At 61.6% G+C, this 20513-nt stretch carries 22 protein-coding genes, 1 tRNA gene and 1 pseudogene; 13 read left to right on the top strand and 11 right to left on the bottom strand.

From position 1 onward, the window contains the following. The first annotated feature begins 6 nt into the window (after positions 1 to 6). The 7 genes from V8192_RS04780 (at position 7) to V8192_RS04750 (ending at position 3632) form a co-directional block, all read left to right on the top strand. On the top strand, positions 7 to 1305 hold the full coding sequence (locus V8192_RS04780; protein ID WP_341631902.1) for a mechanosensitive ion channel: 1299 nt from the start codon (positions 7 to 9) through the stop codon (positions 1303 to 1305). Next, positions 1305 to 1643 carry an MmcQ/YjbR family DNA-binding protein gene (locus V8192_RS04775; RefSeq protein WP_341631901.1) on the top strand — a complete coding sequence of 113 codons (339 nt, stop codon included), beginning with the start codon at positions 1305 to 1307 and terminating at the stop codon, positions 1641 to 1643. Before V8192_RS04780 ends, V8192_RS04775 begins: the two co-directional genes overlap by 1 nt. Beyond that, positions 1640 to 2491: a hypothetical protein gene (locus V8192_RS04770; RefSeq protein WP_341631900.1), complete on the top strand. Its 852-nt coding sequence runs from the start codon at positions 1640 to 1642 to the stop codon at positions 2489 to 2491. The genes V8192_RS04775 and V8192_RS04770 overlap by 4 nt, the downstream gene beginning before the upstream one ends. 162 nt (positions 2492 to 2653) lie before the next feature. Then, positions 2654 to 2728, top strand: a tRNA-Thr gene (locus V8192_RS04765). A 116-nt stretch (positions 2729 to 2844) separates the two neighbouring features. Then, positions 2845 to 3225, top strand: coding sequence for a GIY-YIG nuclease family protein (locus V8192_RS04760; RefSeq protein ID WP_341631899.1), 381 nt, complete (start codon positions 2845 to 2847; stop codon positions 3223 to 3225). A gap of 44 nt (positions 3226 to 3269) precedes the next feature. Further along, positions 3270 to 3392, top strand: coding sequence for a hypothetical protein (locus tag V8192_RS04755; RefSeq protein ID WP_341631898.1), 123 nt, complete (start codon positions 3270 to 3272; stop codon positions 3390 to 3392). A gap of 9 nt (positions 3393 to 3401) precedes the next feature. Beyond that, the gene (locus V8192_RS04750) at positions 3402 to 3632 is read left to right on the top strand and encodes a GDCCVxC domain-containing (seleno)protein (RefSeq protein ID WP_341631897.1); all 231 of its coding nucleotides are present in this window, start codon (positions 3402 to 3404) and stop codon (positions 3630 to 3632) included. A gap of 250 nt (positions 3633 to 3882) precedes the next feature. Here the strand turns inward: V8192_RS04750 and V8192_RS04745 are convergent, their stop codons facing one another. Next, positions 3883 to 4800, bottom strand: coding sequence for a methyltransferase (locus tag V8192_RS04745; RefSeq protein WP_341631896.1), 918 nt, complete (start codon positions 4798 to 4800; stop codon positions 3883 to 3885). Beyond that, positions 4794 to 5686: pseudogene (locus V8192_RS04740) on the bottom strand (iron-containing redox enzyme family protein). Before V8192_RS04740 ends, V8192_RS04745 begins: the two are co-directional and overlap by 7 nt. Positions 5687 to 5738: 52 nt before the next feature. On the opposite strand from V8192_RS04740, the gene V8192_RS04735 reads away from it, so the two are divergent. Then, a complete protein-coding gene (locus V8192_RS04735) occupies positions 5739 to 7040 on the top strand; it encodes an ATP-grasp domain-containing protein (protein ID WP_341631895.1) in 1302 nt (433 codons plus the stop codon). Between the two features lie 50 nt (positions 7041 to 7090). On the opposite strand, the gene xth is transcribed toward V8192_RS04735, so the two are convergent. From xth to V8192_RS04720, 3 genes are all read right to left on the bottom strand, one after another. Further along, positions 7091 to 7867, bottom strand: coding sequence for an exodeoxyribonuclease III (gene xth / locus V8192_RS04730; RefSeq protein WP_341632303.1), 777 nt, complete (start codon positions 7865 to 7867; stop codon positions 7091 to 7093). Positions 7868 to 8276: 409 nt separating this feature from the next. Next, positions 8277 to 9473 (bottom strand): threonine synthase, encoded by a 1197-nt coding sequence (locus V8192_RS04725; RefSeq protein WP_341631894.1) that lies wholly within the window; start codon positions 9471 to 9473, stop codon positions 8277 to 8279. A gap of 5 nt (positions 9474 to 9478) precedes the next feature. Beyond that, positions 9479 to 10372, bottom strand: a complete 894-nt coding sequence (locus tag V8192_RS04720; RefSeq protein ID WP_341631893.1) for a cation diffusion facilitator family transporter — start codon at positions 10370 to 10372, stop codon at positions 9479 to 9481. Positions 10373 to 10522: 150 nt separating this feature from the next. Between V8192_RS04720 and V8192_RS04715 the strand changes: the two genes are divergently transcribed. Next, positions 10523 to 12739 (top strand): TonB-dependent receptor, encoded by a 2217-nt coding sequence (locus V8192_RS04715; RefSeq protein WP_341631892.1) that lies wholly within the window; start codon positions 10523 to 10525, stop codon positions 12737 to 12739. Positions 12740 to 12745: 6 nt separating this feature from the next. Here V8192_RS04715 and V8192_RS04710 read toward each other — a convergent pair whose 3' ends face one another. The 6 genes from V8192_RS04710 to V8192_RS04685 form a co-directional block, all read right to left on the bottom strand. Next, the gene (locus tag V8192_RS04710; protein WP_341631891.1) at positions 12746 to 14872 is read right to left on the bottom strand and encodes a TonB-dependent receptor family protein; all 2127 of its coding nucleotides are present in this window, start codon (positions 14870 to 14872) and stop codon (positions 12746 to 12748) included. A 472-nt stretch (positions 14873 to 15344) separates the two neighbouring features. Continuing rightward, positions 15345 to 15575 (bottom strand): hypothetical protein, encoded by a 231-nt coding sequence (locus V8192_RS04705; RefSeq protein WP_341631890.1) that lies wholly within the window; start codon positions 15573 to 15575, stop codon positions 15345 to 15347. Next, entirely contained in the window at positions 15575 to 15973 is a 399-nt protein-coding gene (locus tag V8192_RS04700) for a PspC domain-containing protein (RefSeq protein ID WP_341631889.1), read from the bottom strand. The genes V8192_RS04705 and V8192_RS04700 overlap by 1 nt, the downstream gene beginning before the upstream one ends. A 20-nt stretch (positions 15974 to 15993) precedes the next feature. Beyond that, positions 15994 to 16767 carry a PspA/IM30 family protein gene (locus tag V8192_RS04695; protein WP_341631888.1) on the bottom strand — a complete coding sequence of 258 codons (774 nt, stop codon included), beginning with the start codon at positions 16765 to 16767 and terminating at the stop codon, positions 15994 to 15996. Beyond that, positions 16760 to 16897 carry a hypothetical protein gene (locus V8192_RS04690; RefSeq protein ID WP_341631887.1) on the bottom strand — a complete coding sequence of 46 codons (138 nt, stop codon included), beginning with the start codon at positions 16895 to 16897 and terminating at the stop codon, positions 16760 to 16762. Before V8192_RS04690 ends, V8192_RS04695 begins: the two co-directional genes overlap by 8 nt. Before the next feature lie 408 nt (positions 16898 to 17305). After that, the gene (locus V8192_RS04685; RefSeq protein ID WP_341631886.1) at positions 17306 to 17584 is read right to left on the bottom strand and encodes a DUF3297 family protein; all 279 of its coding nucleotides are present in this window, start codon (positions 17582 to 17584) and stop codon (positions 17306 to 17308) included. Between the two features lie 318 nt (positions 17585 to 17902). Here V8192_RS04685 and V8192_RS04680 point away from each other — a divergent pair, with 318 nt between their 5' ends. The 4 genes from V8192_RS04680 (at position 17903) to V8192_RS04665 (ending at position 20397) form a co-directional block, all read left to right on the top strand. Beyond that, positions 17903 to 18838 carry an IS1595 family transposase gene (locus V8192_RS04680; RefSeq protein ID WP_341631885.1) on the top strand — a complete coding sequence of 312 codons (936 nt, stop codon included), beginning with the start codon at positions 17903 to 17905 and terminating at the stop codon, positions 18836 to 18838. A 130-nt stretch (positions 18839 to 18968) separates the two neighbouring features. After that, positions 18969 to 19262, top strand: coding sequence for a type II toxin-antitoxin system RelE/ParE family toxin (locus tag V8192_RS04675; protein WP_341631884.1), 294 nt, complete (start codon positions 18969 to 18971; stop codon positions 19260 to 19262). A gap of 1 nt (position 19263) precedes the next feature. Next, entirely contained in the window at positions 19264 to 19572 is a 309-nt protein-coding gene (locus V8192_RS04670) for an addiction module antidote protein (protein ID WP_341631883.1), read from the top strand. A 138-nt stretch (positions 19573 to 19710) separates the two neighbouring features. Next, the gene (locus V8192_RS04665) at positions 19711 to 20397 is read left to right on the top strand and encodes a hypothetical protein (RefSeq protein WP_341631882.1); all 687 of its coding nucleotides are present in this window, start codon (positions 19711 to 19713) and stop codon (positions 20395 to 20397) included. Positions 20398 to 20513 lie beyond the last annotated feature (116 nt).

Genomic DNA, 20513 nt, shown 5'->3' with positions numbered 1-20513 from the left:
ACCGTCATGTATGACACGAGCGCTTACTGGCAGGCCCAGATGATGAACTGGGGCCCCAAGGTCCTGATCGCGATCCTGATCCTCGTTGCGACGTGGATCGTCGCCCGCACCGTCAAATGGATCATCCAAAAGGCGATCGACCGGACTCCAGCGTTACGGCGGCATGTCACCGGCCCGCAGGACGAGACCGTCGGCCACCAGCTTGGAACCATAGCCAAGCTGATCATCTGGCTCGTCGGCATCATGGCCGCACTGCAGTTTCTCGGCATCGGCCAGATCCTCGCGCCCGTGAACGAGCTCGTTACCGAGATCTTCGCCTTCCTCCCGAACCTCATCGCCGCCGGCCTCATATTCTTCGTCGGGCTCATCGTCGCGCGGATCGTGCGCCGCCTCGTCGAGACGGTACTGATCGCCGCCAATGTCGATGGGCTCCTTGCGCGCATCGGCATCGGTTCGACCGAGGGTACGGTCCGGCCATCGGCCGAGGCGGTCCCGCCCGGTTCAGCGCCGGGCGCGACCCGGGCGAGCCTTGCCCGTGCCGCCGGCGTTCTCGTCTACGCGCTCATCATCATCCCGGTCGCGATTGCCGCACTCCAGGCGCTGAAGATCGAGGCGATCGCGGGACCCGCGACCGCGATGCTGAACCAAATCCTTACCGCGATCCCGCGGGTTCTTGCCGCTGCGCTGTGGATCGGGATCGCCTTCGTCGCCGCCCGGTTTCTCAAGACGATCATCGAGGCGATCCTGCCCCCGACGGGCTTCGACGACGCGGTCCGGTCGACCGGCATTCTCCCGACAAGCGCGTTTCCCTCGCGGATCGTTGCCAACATCGCGATGATCGCGATCATCCTTGCAGCCTCGATCGAGGCTGCAAAGCAGCTCGGCGGCGGGACGATCGCGATCTTCCTTGCACAGGTTACCGAGCTTGGCGGCAAGGTCATTTTTGGCTCGCTCATCATCGTCGTCGGCATCTTCCTTGCCCGGATCATCGCCAACCTCGTCGGCAGCGGGACCGGCGAGGGCAGCTTTGCCCAGACGATCGTCCGCTACGCGATCATCGCGTTGTTCACCGCCATCGGTCTCACCTTCATGGGTCTTGCCGACCAGATCGTGATCCTCGCCTTCGGCCTCATCCTCGGGTCCGCGGCAGTGGCGACTGCGCTGGCCTTCGGCCTTGGCGGGCGCGATGCAGCAGGAAGGATCCTCGAGCGCTGGGGGGACCTTGGGCCCCCTGCAAGGCCGACGCCGCCTCGCCGCATCCGCCAGGCAGTGCCGCCCGAGGATGAGCAGCCACCGCTCGTCTGATGACGTTCGAAGAGGCGGCCGCTTTTGCTCTCAGCCTCCCCGGCACCGAGCAGGGTACCAGCTACGGTAAGCCGGCGGTCAAGGTCGCCTCCAACGGCCGCGCATTCCTCTTTCCAAGCCATGAGGCGGAGACCTCGTTCGGGGTCGCGATGGACCTCGACACGATCGAGATGCTCAAGGAAACCGACCCCGACACATTCTGGCAGTCGCCGCACTACGTGGGCTGGGAGGGCGTCCTCATCCGCTACGACAGTAAGGATGAGGAACGCGTGCGGGACGTGATCGAGCGATCGAAGGACTTCGTTCAGGCCAAGCCCAGGCCCAAAACGCGCAAGTGAGGCAATTTGAAGCGTATGTCGCGATCGACTGGTCAGGCGCCAAGGGGCGGCGCCACAAAGGTATCGCGATCGCCGAAGCGAGGGGCAGAGCCGCTCCGCGGCTGATCCGGGCAGGCCATTCCTGGTCCCGCAAGGAAGTGCTCGCCTGGCTCCTGAAACGCGCTGCCAAGGAGCCGACGCTTTTCGGCTTCGATTTCAGCTTTGCCCCGCCGATCATCGAGCGCGGGGAATATCTGCCGGGCGAGCCCCAGGTGCCCGGGACAGCGCGCGAATTCTGGTCCTATGTCGATCGAAGGTGTGATGACGAGGATCTTGGCGCCGCGAGTTTCCTTGAGGTCGCGCATAGACCGCATTTCTATTTCGGCATTGCCGACGGAAGAAAGGCCGACTTCGTTCGCTTCCGCCAGTGCGATGCAAGGCTCAACGCGCAAGGAGGCCGCAAGACCGCAAGCGCTTATGACGCGATTGGCGCGGCGCAGGTCGCGAAGGCGAGCTTCTCGGGGATGCGCTTCCTCGACAAGATCCACGGCAAGGTTGCGATCTGGCCAATGGACCCGCTCCCGGATCACGCAAGCGCCGTGGTGGAGATCTATACGCGGATCTACCTTCGCCGTGCCGGCCTCAGCGGGGCGAAGCTGCGCAGCCGGGTGGACCTGAACCGCGCGCTCGAAGGCCTTGGAAGTCCGCCAGCGCGGCTAAGGTTCGAACCCAACGACCATCAGACCGACGCGCTCGTCACCGCCGCCGGCATGCGCCAGCTCAGTCTCACCGAACCCCGCGCATTCAATCCTCATGGCCTGACGCCAGAGATCGCTCGAAGCGAAGGCTGGACCTTCGGCGTCCTTTGACCGCCGGGTCATAAGTACCAGCCGCCGCTTGCCAGATAGTCGACTTCGATATTCCTTGCTGAAGGAAGAACCGGTCGGTTGGAGGCCTCTGGCGTTTCCTGTCCGCAAACCGTATCGCAACAGCAGGTGGCACGGGACTGTGCCATGAACCTTCAATGGCTCGCCGGCTTAGCACAGTGGTAGTGCAGCGGTTTTGTAAACCGAAGGTCGGGGGTTCAAATCCCTCAGCCGGCACCATCCCCATGAGAAACATGAACCGGCGGTCCTGCGCGGATGTCCACGTCGCAAACGGTCTTCACAGCAGCGGATTCTGCGCCGCTCACTAGCGTCGCATTTGCGAAAGACGCGATGGAGTGCCACGTCACAAGCTGACGATGGCCGGACCTCACTGGATGAAGAAAGCCATGTCTTCGGCGCAAAAACTTCGCGCTGAGACATTCAGGGCACGAGGCGCACGCCACTTCGTCTACGTCATCTTGTTGCACGACCCGAGAGGGAATGAACGCTGGGGCCTTTACGTCGGCCAGACCTCACGAGACCCGGACTGGCGCTTCGATCAGCACAAGGCTGGTTACAAGGCAAGCCGTGCAGTGAGGCGATTTGGCGTGTGTCTGCTGCCGGAACTCGTCGAGCATCTGAATCCGATGATGGATTGGGAATCGCTCGACCTCGAAGCGGCGCTCGCCGATGCATTCCGGCAATGTGGCGTGCCGTGGGTCGAAGGTGGTCACTGACGTCCTCGGTCGGACCCTTGCTTGTACTGGCTGCCGCGCTGCTGATGGCGACTTATGACGTGCCGATAGAATGGCTCCTCTACCCCGGACTTGCCCTCATGATTGCGATCGCCATCTGGGACCTAAGGGCAAATACGCAGGCGATCCCCGCAAAGCAGAAAGGTTGAACCGGACCCGTGGCCGAACTCCAATCAACTCTGACCTGCCCGCAATGCGGCGGTGTCTCGACGGAAACGATGCCGACAGACGCGTGCCAGTATTTCTACGACTGCCGACATTGTGGCGCAGTTCTGAAACCCCTTTGCGGCGATTGCTGCGTCTTCTGTTCCTATGCCGATGTCCCTTGTCCACCGATCCAGGAGGCGAGAGCCAGCGGCAACTCGGAGGGCTGCTGTTCGCCAAGCTAATGGCAGGAGTGGCGCATAACAGCCCTGTTCCGGCAGCGTACCGATCTGAGCGATCACTTTGCTCTCTGCGCTTTCGCGAGGCGCGGTCGAGGAACCGGCATCACCTTGGTCGGCACCTGCTCCCGATGTCGCTTGACCTTCTGGTAAGGCGAAACCTCCCGAAGGCTTCGGTCAGACCTTGATACGAGCTGAAACCCACCATGTTGGCGACCTCCAACGCGCTATGCTCGCCGGCCCGCCCCCAAGAACTTCAATTGCGCTTGGTGATCCGAATTCCAAGAGCCGCGATCCGCTCTATTTCGCCATAGGCAGGATTTTCGAGTTCCTCCCCAAAGACATCGGGATCGATTTCCTCGACATCGAGCGTGGCATCGGCCTTGGTGCAGAGGTTCTGAAGGCACTCCACGAGCGGTAGCCGGCCTCGACGCACGGCGGCACCCGTATAAAGAAGCATCGTTCCCGCCGGTCCGAGGCTTTCGAGCGCCTCTTTTGCCCATCGGCTTGCGAGCTCACCGCCAAACATTGCCCCGCCGTCGCGGTAGGTCCTGTGAGAAATATCCATCATGTAAGGGGGATTGGCGATCACGAGATCGCAGCCCCGAGGGATTTGGTCCGAGACGAGGACGGAGGCTTCAGCCCCGGCAGCTATTGCATTGATCCGCGCAAGCCGCGCGGCAGCGGGATTGATGTCGACCAGTGTGACGCGCGCAATGGCTGCAGCAGCGCCGGCGAGGATGCCGCCTGCGCCGCTGCCGGCACCCATGTCGACAAGCCATGCCGCCCGCTCCAGTTCTTGCCGCTGAGCAAGGACAAATCGCACGAAGCGGTAGGTGTCGGGGCCAAGGAAGACCGAGTCGTCGCTCGACGTTGGATAGGAGGAGTGAAGGAACAGCCGGCCGCCAAGGCTCGCGACCCGCACCCTGCTGCGCAGCTGGTCACCGTTTTTCTCGACACAGCCGCTGCGCTCAAGGAGCCGCAGCAGCTCCGGCTCGAGCTGCGCAGCCAAAAAGTGCCGGTTCCACCCGAAGATATCGCGCAGTCCCGGCTCGTCCGGAGCAGGTCTTGAAAGGACGCGCCCATGGGTTGCGGGCGTTACGCAGGTGAAGTGATACTGACGGTCAACGAGTTGATGAAGCAGCTCCACGAGCGCGTCATCGTTCCTCACCATAGCTCATTGCGATAGCGCTCGAAGCAACGCGCGCCGCACTGAAGGCGAATGAGTGCGCCCTCGGCGATAGCCGCCGCCCGGCGCGGATCCTCCGCGACCGCCGGAGCGAGCGCTTCAGCGTTCCAGGCAGCGCTGTGCTTGATGTCGAGGACGGCGTGAAGATCGAAATATAGCCGCTCCTTGGCGCTCATCCCCAATCGCTTGAGTCCCGCCGCAACGGCTTCAGATCGCCCGGGCGCGGTAAGCTCGATACGCCCAGCGCACCAAGGGCGTGCCAGGCGAAATCGCGCGAAGTCGCCATCGCTGTCATGGCATTGGCAAGCGCCAGGCTTTCCCAAACCGTCTCTTCGATGATCGGCTTTAGGTTCAGCCGCTCGACCAGCCGGTGAAGCATCGGGCCATGCATGCCCTTCGCGTTCCCGCGGCCCATCTCATCCCAATAGTTGCGCGCAAGCTCCAGCTTGATCCGAACCGGCAGCTTCACCTGGGCGTAAGCAGTGAGATCCTCGAAACCGGCTTCCCCGGCGGCCTCCTGGGTCAGATACCAGCGCATCTGCTCGAGGCTTGCTTCCTGTTCGAGCCAGCCGAACAGGGGATCATGTTGGCCAGCACCGACGCGTTCCAGATTGTCGAACCAGGCGATGAACGCCCGCGGTTCGCAAGGAGCCCGGGAGGCGAGCTCGGCCACGTCCCGCCTCAGCGAATCGAGGAAGTCCCGTTGGAGCGCAAGCATCTCGGCATCATGGTCAATGGCTCCGCGCCAATTCGCGTCGGGCAGCCGCGGCAGGAGGCGATCACGGTTCCACCTGGCGAGCTTTTGCTGGACCTCGTCGGAAAGGAGCTCCTGCGGCTCCCTGAAACTCCGCAACTGCGCCACGCTCACCATCAGGCCTTGAAACAGGCTTCGCCCCGGCCAGTTCCCTGCTAGCAATTCCGGCGTGCGCATCCTCGGCATCACCGAAACCTGCGATCTTGGTTCGCTCTATCTGCGGCTGCTGGGCGATGGGCACGAGGTCAAGGTCACGGTCAGCGAGCCGCTCGCCCAGGGAACGATGGACGGCCTCGTTCCACGCGCGGCGGATTGGCAAGGCGAGCTGGAATGGATCCGGGAGGCCGGCCCGGATGGCCTCATCATCTTCGAAGCCGTGGGCTTTGGACAGCTTCAGGACGAGCTTCGCGCCAAGGGCTTCAACGTCGTGGGCGGAAGTGCGTTCGGCGATCGCCTCGAAAATGATCGAGCCTTCGCCCTGGACCTTCTTGCGAGGCAGGACCTCAAGATTGCAAAGGTGCGGGAGTTCAACCGGCCTTCCGATGCTCTTGAAGATCTTAAGGCCCGACCTCGCCGATGTGTATTCAAACTCTGTGATTCCGCCGCAGGGACGTTCGTCGGAACCCTTGCCGATGGCAGCGACGTCGCTGCGCTGCTCAAGGTCAAGGGCGTTCCCGACGGACAGGCCTTCATCCTCATGGACCATGTCGAGGGCGTGGAGACGGGCGTCGGCGCCTATTTCAACGGCAACCGCTTTCTTCGCCCGGCCTGCGTCGACTGGGAACACAAGAGCTTTTTTGCGGGCAACATGGGCGAGCTGACCGGCGAGATGGGCACCGTCGCGACTTTCACCGGCTCGCAGCGATTGTTCGAGACGACACTCGAGCCGCTCGAGCCGCTGTTTCGCGCGGCCGGCCACGTCGGCTGGGTCAACCTCAACACGATCATCAACGAAAGCGGCATCTGGCCGCTCGAGTTCACGTGTCGCTTCGGTTATCCGGGATTTGCCGTTCTCGAGCCGCTCCAGGCGGTCAGCTGGGCTGAGCTCTTCAAGCTCCTCATCTCGCCAGCTTCATCTTCCTTTGGAGCCCATAAGGGTTTCTCGACGTGCATCGTCCTCACAACCCCGCCGATGCCTCTTTCACGCAAGGAAGTGGATTCACCGGTGGGCTTGCCGGTGATAATCGGCGACATCGACGAGCGGCACCTGCATCTGGGAGAAGTGGGCGCGTGCGGCCCCGATTTGGTGACCGCTGGCCTTTATGGCTGGACCGCCGTCGTGACGGGAACCGGGGACACCGTCGAGGCTGCCAAGACCGCGGCCTATGCCAACGCCGCTAAGGTCTTTGCGCCCAACGTGCGTTACCGGCTGGACATCGGGGACCGCCTCATCGGCGGCGAGCTGGCGCTGCTCTCTGGATGGCAATGGTTGCAGCCCGCTGAATGCACAGACAGCGGATCCTCGGCTTAAATGAGATCGCGCAGGCTGAGGCCGCAGAGCCACCGCTTTTCCGGCCGGCCTTAAGGAACTTCGAGCTCCACCCACATCGGCGCATGGTCGCTGGTTTTCTCCCAGCCCCGCGGCGATCGGCTGACGCCCGAAGCCTTGAGGGTTTTGGCAAGCGCGGGACTGACAAGTGCATGATCGATGCGGATACCTGCATCGCGCTCAAACGAGTTCCGCCAGTAATGCCAGAAGGTATAGATGCGCTCGTTCGGGTGAAACCTGCGGAGCGCATCGATCCAGCCCTGCCCGACCAGCTCCGCGAACTTCTTGCGCGCTTCCGGCGCAAAAAGCGCGTCCTTGGCCCAGCGCTCGGGCTTGTAGACGTCCTCGTCCGTCGGGATCACGTTATAGTCGCCAATGAGGATCGCGGGCAGCTTTGTATCCAGCAGCTCTTTCGCATGCGCCTTGAGCGCGTCCATCCAGGCAAGCTTGTAGTCGAACTTCAAACCCGGCTTGGGATTGCCGTTGGGAGCATAGAGATTGCCAATGAGGATGCCGCAGACCGCCGCCTCGATGTAGCGGCTCTGTTCGAGATTGGGATCGCCCGGAAGGCTCCGCCGGGTCTCGACCGGTTCCCCGGCCTTCGAGAGGATTGCAACGCCGTTCCAGCTCTTCTGCCCGTGCCAGATCGCCCGGTAGCCCAGCGCTTCGATGGCTTCACTTGGAAACGCCTCGCTCGTGCACTTGAGCTCCTGGAGACCCGCAACGTCGGGCTGGAACTCCTCGAGCCAGCGCAGCAGCACCGGCAGGCGCGTGTTTATCCCGTTGATGTTGTAGCTTGCGATCCGCAGGCGGCGTTTCCCTGTCATCGGCAGCAGGAACAAAATTGGGGCGAAAGGGTTCTCGCGCCGTTGCTTCGGATCCACCGAACTGTGTCTCCGGGGCGGACGCGGGCATCAGTCCCCGCATCGGCTCTGTTGATGACGCGGATCATTTGATCGGAAGCACGGAAGAGCCCCGCCAGGTTCGCCCGGCGGGGCTCTTTTTTGCGAGTCGCCCAAACGCCCACAGCCTTATGCACCGAACAGTCCACAGATTTTGTCATCTGGCCGACAGAATCCGCTGGAACAACCGGCATCGCCATGTATTGTTGTTTTCGTGCTTCGGGAGTCGAAAGACAAACGAAGCATGGAACCCCGGCAACTTCGGTTGCCGGGGTTTACTCGTTTATGGGCCCTCAGAACGAGGCGCTTCGCCCGCTCAGAGCTGCCCAGGACTTGCACTTGCAAGGCTCAGCCTCTTCGAGTGATCCGGCAGCGGGTACTTGTTGCCGTTCGCGCAGTTGAAGAGGAGCACCCGTTCCTCCTTGCCGACAAGCCCGCGCAAGAGAGCCTGACGCCACCCCGCAAGTACGGCTCCCCCTTCCGGACACAGCAGAAAACCGTCCTCGCGCGCAGCATCTTCGACGGCCTGAAGAATGGCCTCTTCGGAGACCGCGATCCCCGCCCCGCCGCTTTCGCGGACCGCTCTTAAGATCAGGAAATCGCCGACCGCCTTGGGAACCCGGATGCCGGTCGCGACCGTCGCGGGGTTTTCCCACCTGCGGGCGAATTCCTCCCCCTCTTCGAACGCCCGGACCATGGGAGCGCAGCCTTCGGCCTGGACTGCATACATCCGCGGACGCTTCGAGCCGACCAGCCCGACGGCCTCCAGCTCATCGAAAGCCTTCCACATCCCGATGAGCCCCGTGCCGCCGCCGGTCGGATAGAAGATCGCGTCGGGAACTTCCCAGCCAAGCTGCTCGGAAAGCTCAAAACCCATCACCTTCTTGCCCTCGAGGCGATAGGGTTCCTTGAGGGTCGAGCAGTCGAACCAGAGACCTTGAGCAGCCCCCTTGCCGACGAGGGCACCGCACTCGTCAATCTGTCCGTCGGCGACATAGACGCGCGCTCCATAAGCGGCGGTCTCGGTGACGTTGATCGTCGGAGTTTCCGAAGGGCAGATGACGATCGTCTCGATGCCGGCTCGTGCGCCGTAGGCGGCCAGAGCCGCACCGGCATTGCCGTTGGTCGGCATTACGATGCGCTCGATCCCGAACTCCCTTGCCATGGTGACCGCCATCGCAAGACCTCTCGCTTTGAACGAACCGGTGGGAAGCCGCCCCTCGTCCTTGACCAGAAGGCTTGAGGCGTTTTCGCGCCGCGCGATATTGGAAAGCCCAATGATCGGGGTCTCGGGTTCGCCAAGGGTCACGGGCTCACCCTCGTGAGGCAGGAGTTCGCGCCACTTCCACATGCCCGCCTCCCGGCGCGCAAGGACGTCTCGCGTCAGCGCCGACTTCGCGGCCTCGAGGTCGTAGCGCACCAGGAGCGGCTTCCCGGCCTCGCTGAGATTGTAGATCTTTCCGGCTTCATAGCGCTCGCCCGTCAGCGAGCATTCGAGATGCGTGACGTTCACTGGTTCTAGCAATCCTTGTGATCGGCTGGGTGATGGCGCTCCACCTGGATCGTGCAATGCTCGATGCGAAAGCGGTGGTGAAGGACGTCGCGGGCGCTCGCAAGCAGTGCATCGGGATAGTCGGCCCGCTCGGTCACGATATGAGCCGTCAGTGCCGTCTCGCTGGTGCTGAGCGGCCAGATGTGAAGGTCGTGGACGGCCTCGACGCCGTCGATCTCGGCGAGGGCCATTTCGACCTGGTCCACTTCAATCCCAGCCGGAACGCCCGCAAGCGACATCCAGACCGATTCCTTGAGAAGCCCGACCGAACCCCACAGGATGACGACGGCGACCACCAGGCTCATGACGGGGTCGACCCACTGCTGCCCGGTGAAGAGAATGAGGAGGCCGGCGAATACCACCGCCCCTGACACCGCAGCGTCGGCCGCCATGTGGAGGAAGGCTCCCCTGATGTTGAGATCATGATGGCCGCGCGAGAAGAGGAACGCCGTCATCCCGTTGACGAGGATCCCGACCGCCGCGACGATGATGACGATGAGCCCTTCGGTATGCGCCGGGTGGAACAGCCGGCGGATTCCCTCGGCGCCGATCGCGCCGACTGCGACGAACAGGAACAGGGCATTGATGAGAGCTGCGAGAATGGACGCTTTCTTGAGGCCGTAGGTAAAGCGGGGTGTCGAGGCGCTTCTCGCCATCAGGCTTCCGGCCCACGCAAGGACGAGCCCGATCACGTCCGAGAGATTGTGGCCAGCGTCCGCAAGAAGCGACATTGAATTGGCCGCAAAGCCGAACACCGTCTCGACGAGGACGAAGCCGAGGTTGAGGCCGATGCCGATCGCAAAGGCGCGCCCGAAGCCAGCCGTGCCCGCGACATGCGAGTGATGATGGTCGTGACCCATCACCGGGCCCTAGCCGAGCGGGGGCGCGGGACTCAAACCCCGCTTCCCGAACGGAGCAGCCATTTCACGAACTGTTCATCTTGATACAATGTATCATATCGTTTAGGCGCCCGCTCCGACGGGTAACTTTTTGAAGAGTTCACTTTTTCCATGAAATTCATTTCCTGTGCAGCGCTTGCTGCCCTTCTCCCCGTTTCTCCGGGAATCGCACAGGGCTCGCCCGCGGACGCCCTTGGCCAAGGGGCCGCAACGACGCGCGCTCCGGAGGAGGACTTGCCGGCCGCTGTCGATAAAGCACCTGCTGCACATCAGGCTCCCCGCAACGAGGGAAATATCGTCATCACGGGGCGCCGCCTCGACAGGGCCCGCGACTCCATCACTCCCTCGCTCGGCGCAAGCCAGTACACGTTTGACCGGGAAGCGCTGAACAAGCAGCCTGGCGGGACCAACCTCACGCTCAACAAGTCGCTGCTTCAGGCGCCGGGCGTCACCCAGGACAGCTACGGCGTGATTCACGTGCGCAATGAGCACGCGAACCTGCAATATCGTCTGGACGGGGTGATCGTCCCTGAGAGCATCAGCGGCTTTGGCACGACTTTCGACCCGAAGATCGCAAGTTCGATTCAGCTCATAACCGGGACGCTTCCGGCACAATATGGGTACCGAACCGCCGGAATTGTGAATTTCAAGACGGAATCGGGCCTACTCGGCAGCGGTGGCGAGGCGGGCGTCTATGCCGGAAGCTTCGACTGGCTCGAGCCAAGCGCCGCGGTGAGAGGTTCGAGCGGGCAGTTAAGCTATTTCCTGTCGAGCAGCTATCTCCGAAACGACATCGGAATCGAGAACCCGCTTCCGACCCATCGCGCGATCCATGACAGGACGACGCAGTGGCGTCCCTTCGCCTATCTGTCCGACATCGTTTCCGATACGAGCCGCATCGCCCTGTTTGGCGGGAGCTTCATCGGAAGGTTCCAGATCCCGAATGTGACCGGGATCGAGTCAGGGTTCACCGTTAACGGCGCCAACAGTTTCGATGCAGCCAAGCTCGACCAAAACCAGCGGGAAATAACCCATTATGGCGTGGCGGCCTATCAGTACGCTGGGGACGGACTAAACTTCCAGATCGCCCCGTTTCTCCGCTACTCGCAAACGCGCTTCACGCCTGATCCAAATTCGGGCGATATCATTATCAATGGCGCCGCGGAGCGCGCGCGCCTGTCGAGCCTCGCATCAGGCGTCCAGGCCGATGGCAGCCTCAGGGTCGGCGGCAACCACAATCTGCGCTTCGGGGTCTTTTTCCAGAATGAGCATACGAGATCGGACATCGTTTCTGCCGTGCTGCCCATCGACGCAGCGGGGCAGCAGACGAGCGACATCGCCTTCACGATCGCCGACCGCCACGGCAAGACTGGCCAGCTGTATGGTGTCTACGCCCAAGACGAATGGACGCTGACGTCCAAACTCACGCTGAACTACGGCGCCCGTTTCGACATCGTCAGGGCTTACACGCGCGAGGAACAGCTGAGCCCCCGGGCCAACCTCGTTTGGCAAGCCGCTCCAATGACGATCTTCCATCTTGGCTATGCCCGCAACTTCACGCCCCCGCCGCAGGAGCTGATCGCACCTTCGACGCTGGCGCTTTACGATGGCACGACAAAGGAGCCGGAGATCAAGATCGCCGACCCCGTCAAAGCCGAGCGCGAGCATTACTTCGACGCCGGCGTCGAACAGCGCTTCCGAGGCGGCCTGAAGCTGGGGCTCGATGCCTATTACAAGAAGAAGCGCAACCTTCTGGATGAGGGCCAATTCGGTTCGGCCCTGATCCTTTCACCGTTCAATTACGCACGGGGCTATGCCTGGGGCGTCGAACTGAGCGGCAGCTATACGCGCGGCCCGATCGATCTTTATGCAAACATCGCGCGCGGTGAGGAGAAGGGCAAGACGATCGCATCGAGCCAGTATTTCTTCGCGCCCGACGAGCTCGCGTATATCGCCAATCATTATATCTACACCGACCATTCGCAGAAATTGACGGCGTCGGGTGGCGGCAGCTACACGATCCATAACGGGGCTGGAACGCTCGTTCCGACCATGGATTTTGTCTATGGCTCGGGTCTCAGAACTGATGATCCCGATGGGCTCGTACCCAACGGCGGAGAACTGCCCGGCTATTGGGTCTTCAATGCCGGAATCTCGCAGAATTTCGAGGGTCCGGGCGCGCTGAAGGGCGTTACGGTGCGCGCTGACGTTCTCAACCTCTTCGACAAGAAGTACCAGCTTCGTAGCGGCACCGGCGTCGGCGTCGGCGCGCCGCAATGGGGCCAGCGCCGCGGCTTCTTCGTAGGTATCACCAAGAAGTTCGGCTGACGAGGTTCACAACCCGATCGCCAGTCCGGCATAGACCTTTCGCCGCGCTCCGGGCTCGATGCCGTTCTGGAATACGCGGTTGTAGTAGTTCCGGTTGGCAAGATTGGTGATCCCGCCGAGCAAGCGGAGGCGCGGGCTCACCTGCCAGTCTCCGGAAAGATCAATGAGGGTATAGGCCGGGATCTTGGCGGGAATGAAGGCGGGGCTTCCCGCAGCCCCCACGGGAAGATCCGAGTCCTGGAAATATTGGCTGCTGACGCTGTTGCCGGCGAGGCTGACGTTGAACCGCTTCTCGCGGCGAAGGCTGATCCCGTACTTGGCGGTGACCTTGGGGGCGAAAGCCGGCCTGTTGCCCACGCGATTTGCAAGCTTGCTCCTCGTGAACTTGGCGCCCAGCAGGCTGACGTTGCCAAAGAACGTCAGGTGAAGTCCGTCGCTTCGCGCCGCAAAGACGTCGTACGAGACTTCGCCCTCGAAACCCCGGTGGCGCGTATCGCCGCTGTTTTGGAATACGGACTCGACCGGCGAGATGACGATCGTCTCGATGCGGTTCCTGAACTCGATCCAGTAAAGGCTCGCGTCGTAGAACAGGCCTTCGACGGGCGTTCCGTGAACGCCCGCTTCCCAAGACAGCGATTTGGATGCCGCCGGAACGCCGCCGGGATTGACGTTGGAGAAGGGCGAGGCGACGTCGAAGAAGCGCACCGGTCGATAGCCCTGGCTGACGCTGAAATAGGTCTCGTTCTGCCTGCCGAAGTCGAACCCGGCACCAAGCCCCACCATCGGGATCGTACGGCTGACCGACTGATGGATGAGCGGCCGCACGAGATTGGGAGGCCGAACGCTCTCCTCGACGGTGATCTTCTCATGCTCGAGGCGAAACGAGGGAACCACGTGCCAGCGGCCTGGGAGGCGAAAGACGCTCTCTGCGAAGACGGCTCCGTACCAGGCGTCCCTTGCCTGGTCGAGGCGCGGGGTCCCGTCATGCAGGCCCTTTGGCGCCAGAATGTCGGTGCTCGTCCACTGCCGGAACGGCGCGTCGTCGTGGTAGAGCACCGTGCCGAAGGTCAGCGCATTGCCGCGGCCCCAGCGCTTGCGAAAGCGCCAGTCGAGCCCCTGACTCCTGAACTTCTCATCGACGAGCGTCGTTGAAACGGGATGCGCTCCGGCTGCCGCCGAGCGCTGGTAGAGCCGCTGCCAGGCCGCCCACAACTTGGCCTCGCTCCGCCAGCCGTTGCCAAGCTCGCTCTCGTTTCCGACCGTGATCGACGTCCGGTCCACCCAGTCGTGGTTGAACGGTGTCGGTGACTGGTTGGGATCGGCGAGGAACTGGGCATAGCTCAGCTTTCCAGGATCGCCCGAGCTCGAGCTGTGCGCGTGGAAGTCGAGGAACCACAGCTGGTCCTTGGCCGGTTCATAGTCGAGATAGGCATCGCCCTGAAGAATGCGCGACCGGCCGTTGTCGCGCTGGCCCGTGTTCCTGACGATTCCGAGATTGGCCCTTGCTGCAAGCTCGCCGCTCGAGCCGTGCAGCGTCGTGTAGCTCGAGACGAGCCCGTCGCTGCCAGCGACATTCTCGCTATATCCGCCGAGCGGCGCGTGAGCGTCGGGGAATTTCGAAACGAGGTTCACGACGGGCGCGGGATTGGGGCCGTAGATGAGGCTGTTGCCGCCGCGGATCAGCTGGACTTCCGAAAGAGACTGGGGGAGCGGCATGTAATAGAGAGTCGGAAAGCCGATCCAGTCGGTCGAGATCGGAAGGCCGTCCTGAAGCACGAGGACATATTCGGCTTCCTGCGGATTGCCGAGGCCGCGGTAGCTCATGTTGAACTGGGTCGCGGTCTGCTGCTCGGACACGAAAAGCCCCGGCACGCGCGAAAACAGTCCCCGCTGGTTGTTGTCGACGATGGTCGGCAGGAGATCGAGCTTGGTGACGCTCGTCTTCTTGGTCACTGTCACCTTGGTGCCGTCGACCTCGGGCATGATGTGGTCGAGCTTCTCGGGAGTGTTTTGCTGCCGCTCGCCGGTGACTACGATGCCCGGCTGCTCCTTTTGAGGCGCTTCCGCGCCATGCGCCGGCACGGCGCCCGCCGCCAAGCCAAGCGCGAACCAGAAGCTCTTGGCCGCGAACATTTCCCCCGCTCGAATTCAAGGTCTCATGAGATCGACGAGCTTGAAGCAGTAATGACGGGGTTCGTCCAGTGAGCGCCCGGACAAGGGCGGACCTCTTCTACGAGCGGTCCGCGAGGCTCGGCAAAAGGCTTCGAGACGAAGGCGTTCAGCGGCATGACCAGTTCGGCCGGGCGATAGTCCCCTCTTGCGAGCAATCGGCCTTCGTTCCGCCGGAAAGGCATGGCTGTGCCGCTGAGGACCGTCCGGATTGCCAGCGCTGCGAAAAACGGCCCGGCAGAAGGACGCCTGCCGGGCCGCCAAGGGTCGGAACTTCGCTTGCGACGCGATGGAAGCGAGGATCCGGGAATGATACTATCTAAAGTTAGTGCAGTGCGCAATGCCCGGGACGGAAAGAGGCGGTCCGGGAAGGGTACCGGACCGCCTCTTGATTGCGCGCCTGGGGAGCAAGGCGCGCGGGGGGGCAACAGTCTAGCTAGAGTTCGATACCGGCGGCGATCGCCTCGAGCTTGCGGACCCGCTCGCGAAGGTCGGCGATTTCTATCCGCCCGCCGGCAGGTGGCAGCCCGCGATCGCCGGCAACATGCGCAAGCTCCATTTTCTTGAGCTCGAGCCAGCCGTTCCAGGCCTTCAGCCCGGCAAGGCTCGCTCCGGCCAATCCGACAATCACGCTCGCAGCAAGCACTCCAATCGTCAGCGGGTCCATCACTTCTCCTCCTGGCGGAGCGCTTCTATCTCGCGCGCCAGCTCTTCGTTCTGAGTGTTGATGTGGTGGTCGATCGCCATCAGCCGGCGGTCGGTCTCGTCGAGGTCGTTGACCATCGCATGGGTCGTCGGTTTGCGGCGGACGACCTCGCCCATGCGGTCGAAGTCGCTCATCCGCCGGTCGCCGATGGCCGACTTCTTCTTCTGGACCGCAAGGTAGATGCCGATCGCGGCGTAGGCGAGAAGCGTCAGCTTGAAGCTGATGAAGATCGCGGCTGCAACGAAGCCCACGCGGATGAAAGTGGGATCGATCCCGGTCATCGCGCCGATCGTCGAAGCGACGCCTGCAATCTTTGCGTCCTTGCGATCCAGCGAATATGGATAAACTTTACGCGCCATCGTCATTTCCCCTTCTCCGTTCAGTTTGCGCGCGCCTTGAGCGCGGCTTTCAGCGTCTCAAGCTCGGCGTCGATCGCGTCCGATGCCTTAAGTTCGTTGATCTCGTCTTCGAGGCTGGTGATCCCAAGGGCATCGCAGCGCCCTTCGGCAAAGTCCGCGCGCCGCTCGAGCAGTTCGAACTTGGCGAATGCCTCCTGCGTGCGGCTGCCGTGCATGATCTCGCGGGCCCTTGCCCTTGTGACCGCGCTCTCCAGCCTTGCAGCGATGGCATTCTGCCGGGCACGCGCCTCGCGAAGCTTCACCTGGAGCTTGGCGATATCCGTTTCATAGCCCTTGAGCAGCTGTTCGATCTGGTGCAGCTCGGCCTTCAGCCCAGCGGCCATCTCGGCCGCCTTCTGGCGTTCGGCGAGCGCGGCCTTGGCAAGATCCTCGCGGTCCTTCGAGAGGGCGAGCTGCGCCCTTGCCTTCCAGTCCGCGTCCAGCTCGTCGAGCCTGCTCACCGCGTGCCGTATCTCCTTGATGTCGGCGATCGAGCGGGCGGCGGTCGCACGGACCTCGACCAGTGTCTCTTCCATTTCCAGGATGATCATCCGGATCATCCGCGCAGGGTCTTCCGCCCGGTCGAGAAGGTCGGTCATGTTCGCCGCGAAGATGTCACGAGCGCGGCTGAACACGGGACCGCTTAGCCAGCCGGCGACCGGGGCGAAATGCCCGCTCTTCGGCTCGGTTTCGACCTCGATCAGGCGAGGCGTGCGGACCGGGACCTGGGCTTCAAGATAATCGAGTTCAGGCATTGAGGACGACCTTTACGGGGTTGGCGTTCGCCGAAGCGGGACCGACCGCTGCGCCCACTGCGACACTGCTCATCACGAGCGCCGCTGCGATGGCGACCAGGGTCCGGGTAAACTGCGACTGCGACGACATTTGAACTCTCCTTTTTCGCCCCTTCATTGGTGCGGGGGCTGATGCCACTTGCTAATCAAGGAGCGTGCCAATCCCGGAAAACTGCGAAAAACCGCGTCAGCAGCAATCGGATGGCGCGATTTCCCAACCAAGAGTTGGCGGCAAATCCCAACCTTTGATTGGGAACATTCGCCACCTCCGGCGCGTCGGACCCCCAAGAGTTGTGAAGGGAGTATCGATCATGCTGGGCAAGCTTGCGGGCGCGTGGGTGGGAGAGAAGATCGCCGGTCCGAACCGCGGCGCGAAAGGCGCAATCCTTGGTTATGGCGCCTCGGCCCTTGCGAAGCGAAGCCTGCCTACGCTTGCGGCGGTGGCGCTTGGTGGCTGGGCATTCAGGAAGTGGCGCGACAGGCGCCGCGCCGCGGCATCCTATCCTTCGGAGGCGACGCCCTCGTCCCGAGAGGGCTCTTCGAAATAGGGCTCGACTTTGCCCTTGAGCTTGATCGTCATGGGCTGTCCGAAGCGGTCGCGGCTCCGGCCTGCAGCGACTCTGATCCAGCCTTCCGAAATCGAATATTCGATGACGTTGGTCTTTTCCTGTCCGTTGAACTTGATGCCGACGCCGCGCGTCAGGAGCGTCTCGTCATAATGCTCGCTCCTCGGGTCGAGCGAGAGTCGGTCAGGAGGGCTGTCTTTGTTGTCGGCCATGTCGGGAGGCCCCTAGCCCGCAGCCCAGCGGGGCGTCAACGAAGGCAATAGCGATGGATGACGACACAAAATCGGTGCTTCGAAGGGTTGCGACCTAAGCACCCGGCCGGTGCAACCATGCAATGTCAGGGTGGCGTCTTGGCCATTCCTGGAAATCACGAGAAGTTGTAGCGGAATTCCGTATGAAATCGACCCTCTTGCTAGTCTCAGTGACGCGCCGCTGAAAATCACTCACAAGCCAATGTCAAGTTGACTGGACATTATATACTTGACGTACTAGACACTGGCAGATAGAAGCATTGGCAGAGGATAAAGCCGATGCCGAACCTTACAGATCCTGTTTATCACAACGCCGACAAGGCGCGTGAGCATCTGGAAAAACTTTACTGGCCTAACGGTCCTGTCTGCCCGCACTGCGGCGTGATTGACGAGGCCACGAAGCTTCAGGGCAAAAGCACCCGCAAGGGCGTCTATAAATGCAACGCTTGCGAAAAGCCTTTCACCGTCACGGTCGGCACCGTCATGGAAGACAGCAAAATCCCGCTCAACAAGTGGGTCTATGCGTTCGCGCTCGAATGCGAGTCAAAGAAAGGCGTTTCGGCGCACCAGCTGCACCGCTCACTTGGTATCACGTATAAAACCGCTTGGTTCATGGCGCACCGTATCCGTGAAGCCATGCGGCAGGATTGCGACCCGATGGGCGGCGAAGGCTGCGACGTTGAGGCCGACGAAACTTTCATCGGTAAGCTCAAGGATCAGCCTCGCTCTCGCATGGGCATCCGCAACATGAATAAGGTCGTGAGCCTAGTGGACCGTTCGACGGGCCGCGCTCGCAGCTTCGTCGTAACGGATCAGCTCAACGCCAATACGATCAGCAGCATCCTTTACACGAACGTGAGCCGCGACAGCCGCTTGCTCACCGACGAAGCGCATTTCTACAAGCGTCCTGGCCTCGAATTTCGTGGCGGGCATGGCCGCGTCAATCACTCCGCTGAGGAGTGGGTTTACGCTGCCGATCGCTCCATCCACACCAACACGATTGAAGGCTTCTTCGGCATCTTCAAGCGCGGGATGAAGGGCATCTACCAGCACTGCAGCAGCAAGCATCTGCAGCGCTATCTCCACGAGTTTGACTTTCGCTACACGTTCCGCGCCGCGAATGGCTACGACGACGCAGCCCGCACCGCAGAGGCATTGAAAGGTGCGCGCGGCAAACGCCTCCTGTACCGGCAACCTGATTACGCGACCGTCTGATTTTTACCGCCTTGCGCCGCACTTCGGTGAGCGCCGCAAACGCTGGACTCGTTAACTAAACAGGTCATATTCCTTAAGCATCTGTTTACCATAGTTGACAACTGGTCAGCTGCAAACTATAGGATACACCATGATCGAGGTGCGCCAGACCACCCGATTTTCGACGTGGCTGGCGGGTCTTAGAGATGAACGCGCCCGCGCCCGCATCCTTAAACGGATGGATCGGGCTAAGGCCGGAAATCTAGGTGACGTCGCCCCCGTTGGCAGCGGCGTCTCGGAGATGAGGATTTTTTACGGCCCGGGTTATCGCCTTTATTTCGTTCAGCGTGGCAACACAGTGATTGTGTTGCTCTGTGGCGGCGACAAATCGACGCAGGATGCTGACGTTGAGGAGGCGAAATCCTTGGCAGAAGGAATTGAATGAAATGGCCAAGATCGAAACCACTGCGTTCGACTCTGCCGACTATCTCAACACTGCTGAGAACATCGCCGCGTATCTCGATGCCTACCTAGAGGAGTCTACGCCCGAGGAGTTTCGCGCAGCGCTAGACACGGTTGCTCGCTCGCATGGGGTTTCCGATCTTGCAAAGCGCGCGGGCGTAACGCGCGCCGGTATTTACAAGGCGCTTGGCCAAGATGGAAATCCATCTTTCGACACCATCCGCGAAATTCTGTCTGCGCTAGGCCTTCGGCTTATGGTCGCTCCTGCAGAGCTGGAGTCTGAACCGGCCTAAGCGCGCTTCCTCGGCTGTTGCTTTGAGCGCCGGATTATCTCTTCATTGCTGATTGGCGGAGTCGCCAGCGCGCGGCGGATTAGTTCGTCGCGCCGTTGGTCGCTCTCTGCAGTTGCGGCTTTGGACATAGGTGGCTCCGTGTTTCGCAAGACTGATAACACACTACGAGCAGGGGCAGCGTTTGATTTTCTTGAAGAGGTGGATCCGGACCGTCTCCGTCTAATCGCGGCGATCACATTGCAATGGAACTGGATTGAGTCAGCCATTGATGTGATTTTGACCACGGGCCTGCGTATCGACTCCGATATCTGGGTAGAGGTCCAATCGCGCATCAATGGGTTCGACGGAAAAGTCGCAATTATCAAAGCGACATTGCCACACAATACACCTGCCAAAATGCGCGAGCGAATTGGAAGAACGTTGAATGCCTGCGAGCAATTCAAAACAGTTCGCGATCATATCATCCACATGCGGCTCGCCTCCCCAGACGAGCAAGTTTCGGAGTCCTTCCAGCGGCGGGGAGCAACAAAGGAAGTCTACGCCGCCAAAGAGCCGCTGCGTCGGTTTTACACCGTCCTTCGCGCCCATTGGGATGAGATACACTGGTTGGGATTTATCTATCTCCATCTAGCGAAGCTTCTTGCTGAAGAGCCGAATGCGCCTGCGAGATTGCAAGCGAGAGAAGAGTTAGGATCCGCTCTGGCTCGATTCCTGGAGAGCCAGCAAAAGCGAGAAGCTCTTCCGCCGCTTCCTGAAGTCCCTGAGCCAAACCTGGCCCAACAAGTTCAGGCAACGACGGAAGCGCTTCAAGAGCAGCCGGACTGATTTCAATCCGGAAACGCCGGCCTGTCGCCGACTCGTTAGCATTATCTGGACAGTACGTCATGTATATAATGTCCAGTTGACTTGACACCTCCAGTTGCCGCGCGACGGACTCGCTA

The organism is Sphingomonas agri, from assembly GCF_038148795.1.
Taxonomy (GTDB): Bacteria; Pseudomonadota; Alphaproteobacteria; order Sphingomonadales; family Sphingomonadaceae; genus Sphingomicrobium; species Sphingomicrobium agri.
Note: the sequence above shows the minus strand (reverse complement) of the source record. Positions and strands in the feature narration are given on the sequence as shown.

Bases quoted from the DNA above. Each gene is read 5' to 3' on its own strand.
- V8192_RS04780 (WP_341631902.1), top strand. From the start codon at position 7: ATGTATGACACGAGCGCTTACTGGCAGGCCCAGATGATGAACTGGGGC.
- V8192_RS04775 (WP_341631901.1), top strand. From the start codon at position 1,305: ATGACGTTCGAAGAGGCGGCCGCTTTTGCTCTCAGCCTCCCCGGCACC.
- V8192_RS04755 (WP_341631898.1), top strand. From the start codon at position 3,270: ATGGCGACTTATGACGTGCCGATAGAATGGCTCCTCTACCCCGGACTT.
- V8192_RS04745 (WP_341631896.1), bottom strand. From the start codon at position 4,800: ATGGTGAGGAACGATGACGCGCTCGTGGAGCTGCTTCATCAACTCGTT.
- V8192_RS04720 (WP_341631893.1), bottom strand. From the start codon at position 10,372: ATGGGTCACGACCATCATCACTCGCATGTCGCGGGCACGGCTGGCTTC.
- V8192_RS04715 (WP_341631892.1), top strand. From the start codon at position 10,523: ATGAAATTCATTTCCTGTGCAGCGCTTGCTGCCCTTCTCCCCGTTTCT.
- V8192_RS04710 (WP_341631891.1), bottom strand. From the start codon at position 14,872: ATGTTCGCGGCCAAGAGCTTCTGGTTCGCGCTTGGCTTGGCGGCGGGC.
- V8192_RS04705 (WP_341631890.1), bottom strand. From the start codon at position 15,575: ATGGACCCGCTGACGATTGGAGTGCTTGCTGCGAGCGTGATTGTCGGA.
- V8192_RS04700 (WP_341631889.1), bottom strand. From the start codon at position 15,973: ATGGCGCGTAAAGTTTATCCATATTCGCTGGATCGCAAGGACGCAAAG.
- V8192_RS04695 (WP_341631888.1), bottom strand. From the start codon at position 16,767: ATGCCTGAACTCGATTATCTTGAAGCCCAGGTCCCGGTCCGCACGCCT.
- V8192_RS04690 (WP_341631887.1), bottom strand. From the start codon at position 16,897: ATGTCGTCGCAGTCGCAGTTTACCCGGACCCTGGTCGCCATCGCAGCG.
- V8192_RS04685 (WP_341631886.1), bottom strand. From the start codon at position 17,584: ATGGCCGACAACAAAGACAGCCCTCCTGACCGACTCTCGCTCGACCCG.
- V8192_RS04680 (WP_341631885.1), top strand. From the start codon at position 17,903: ATGCCGAACCTTACAGATCCTGTTTATCACAACGCCGACAAGGCGCGT.
- V8192_RS04675 (WP_341631884.1), top strand. From the start codon at position 18,969: ATGATCGAGGTGCGCCAGACCACCCGATTTTCGACGTGGCTGGCGGGT.
- V8192_RS04670 (WP_341631883.1), top strand. From the start codon at position 19,264: ATGGCCAAGATCGAAACCACTGCGTTCGACTCTGCCGACTATCTCAAC.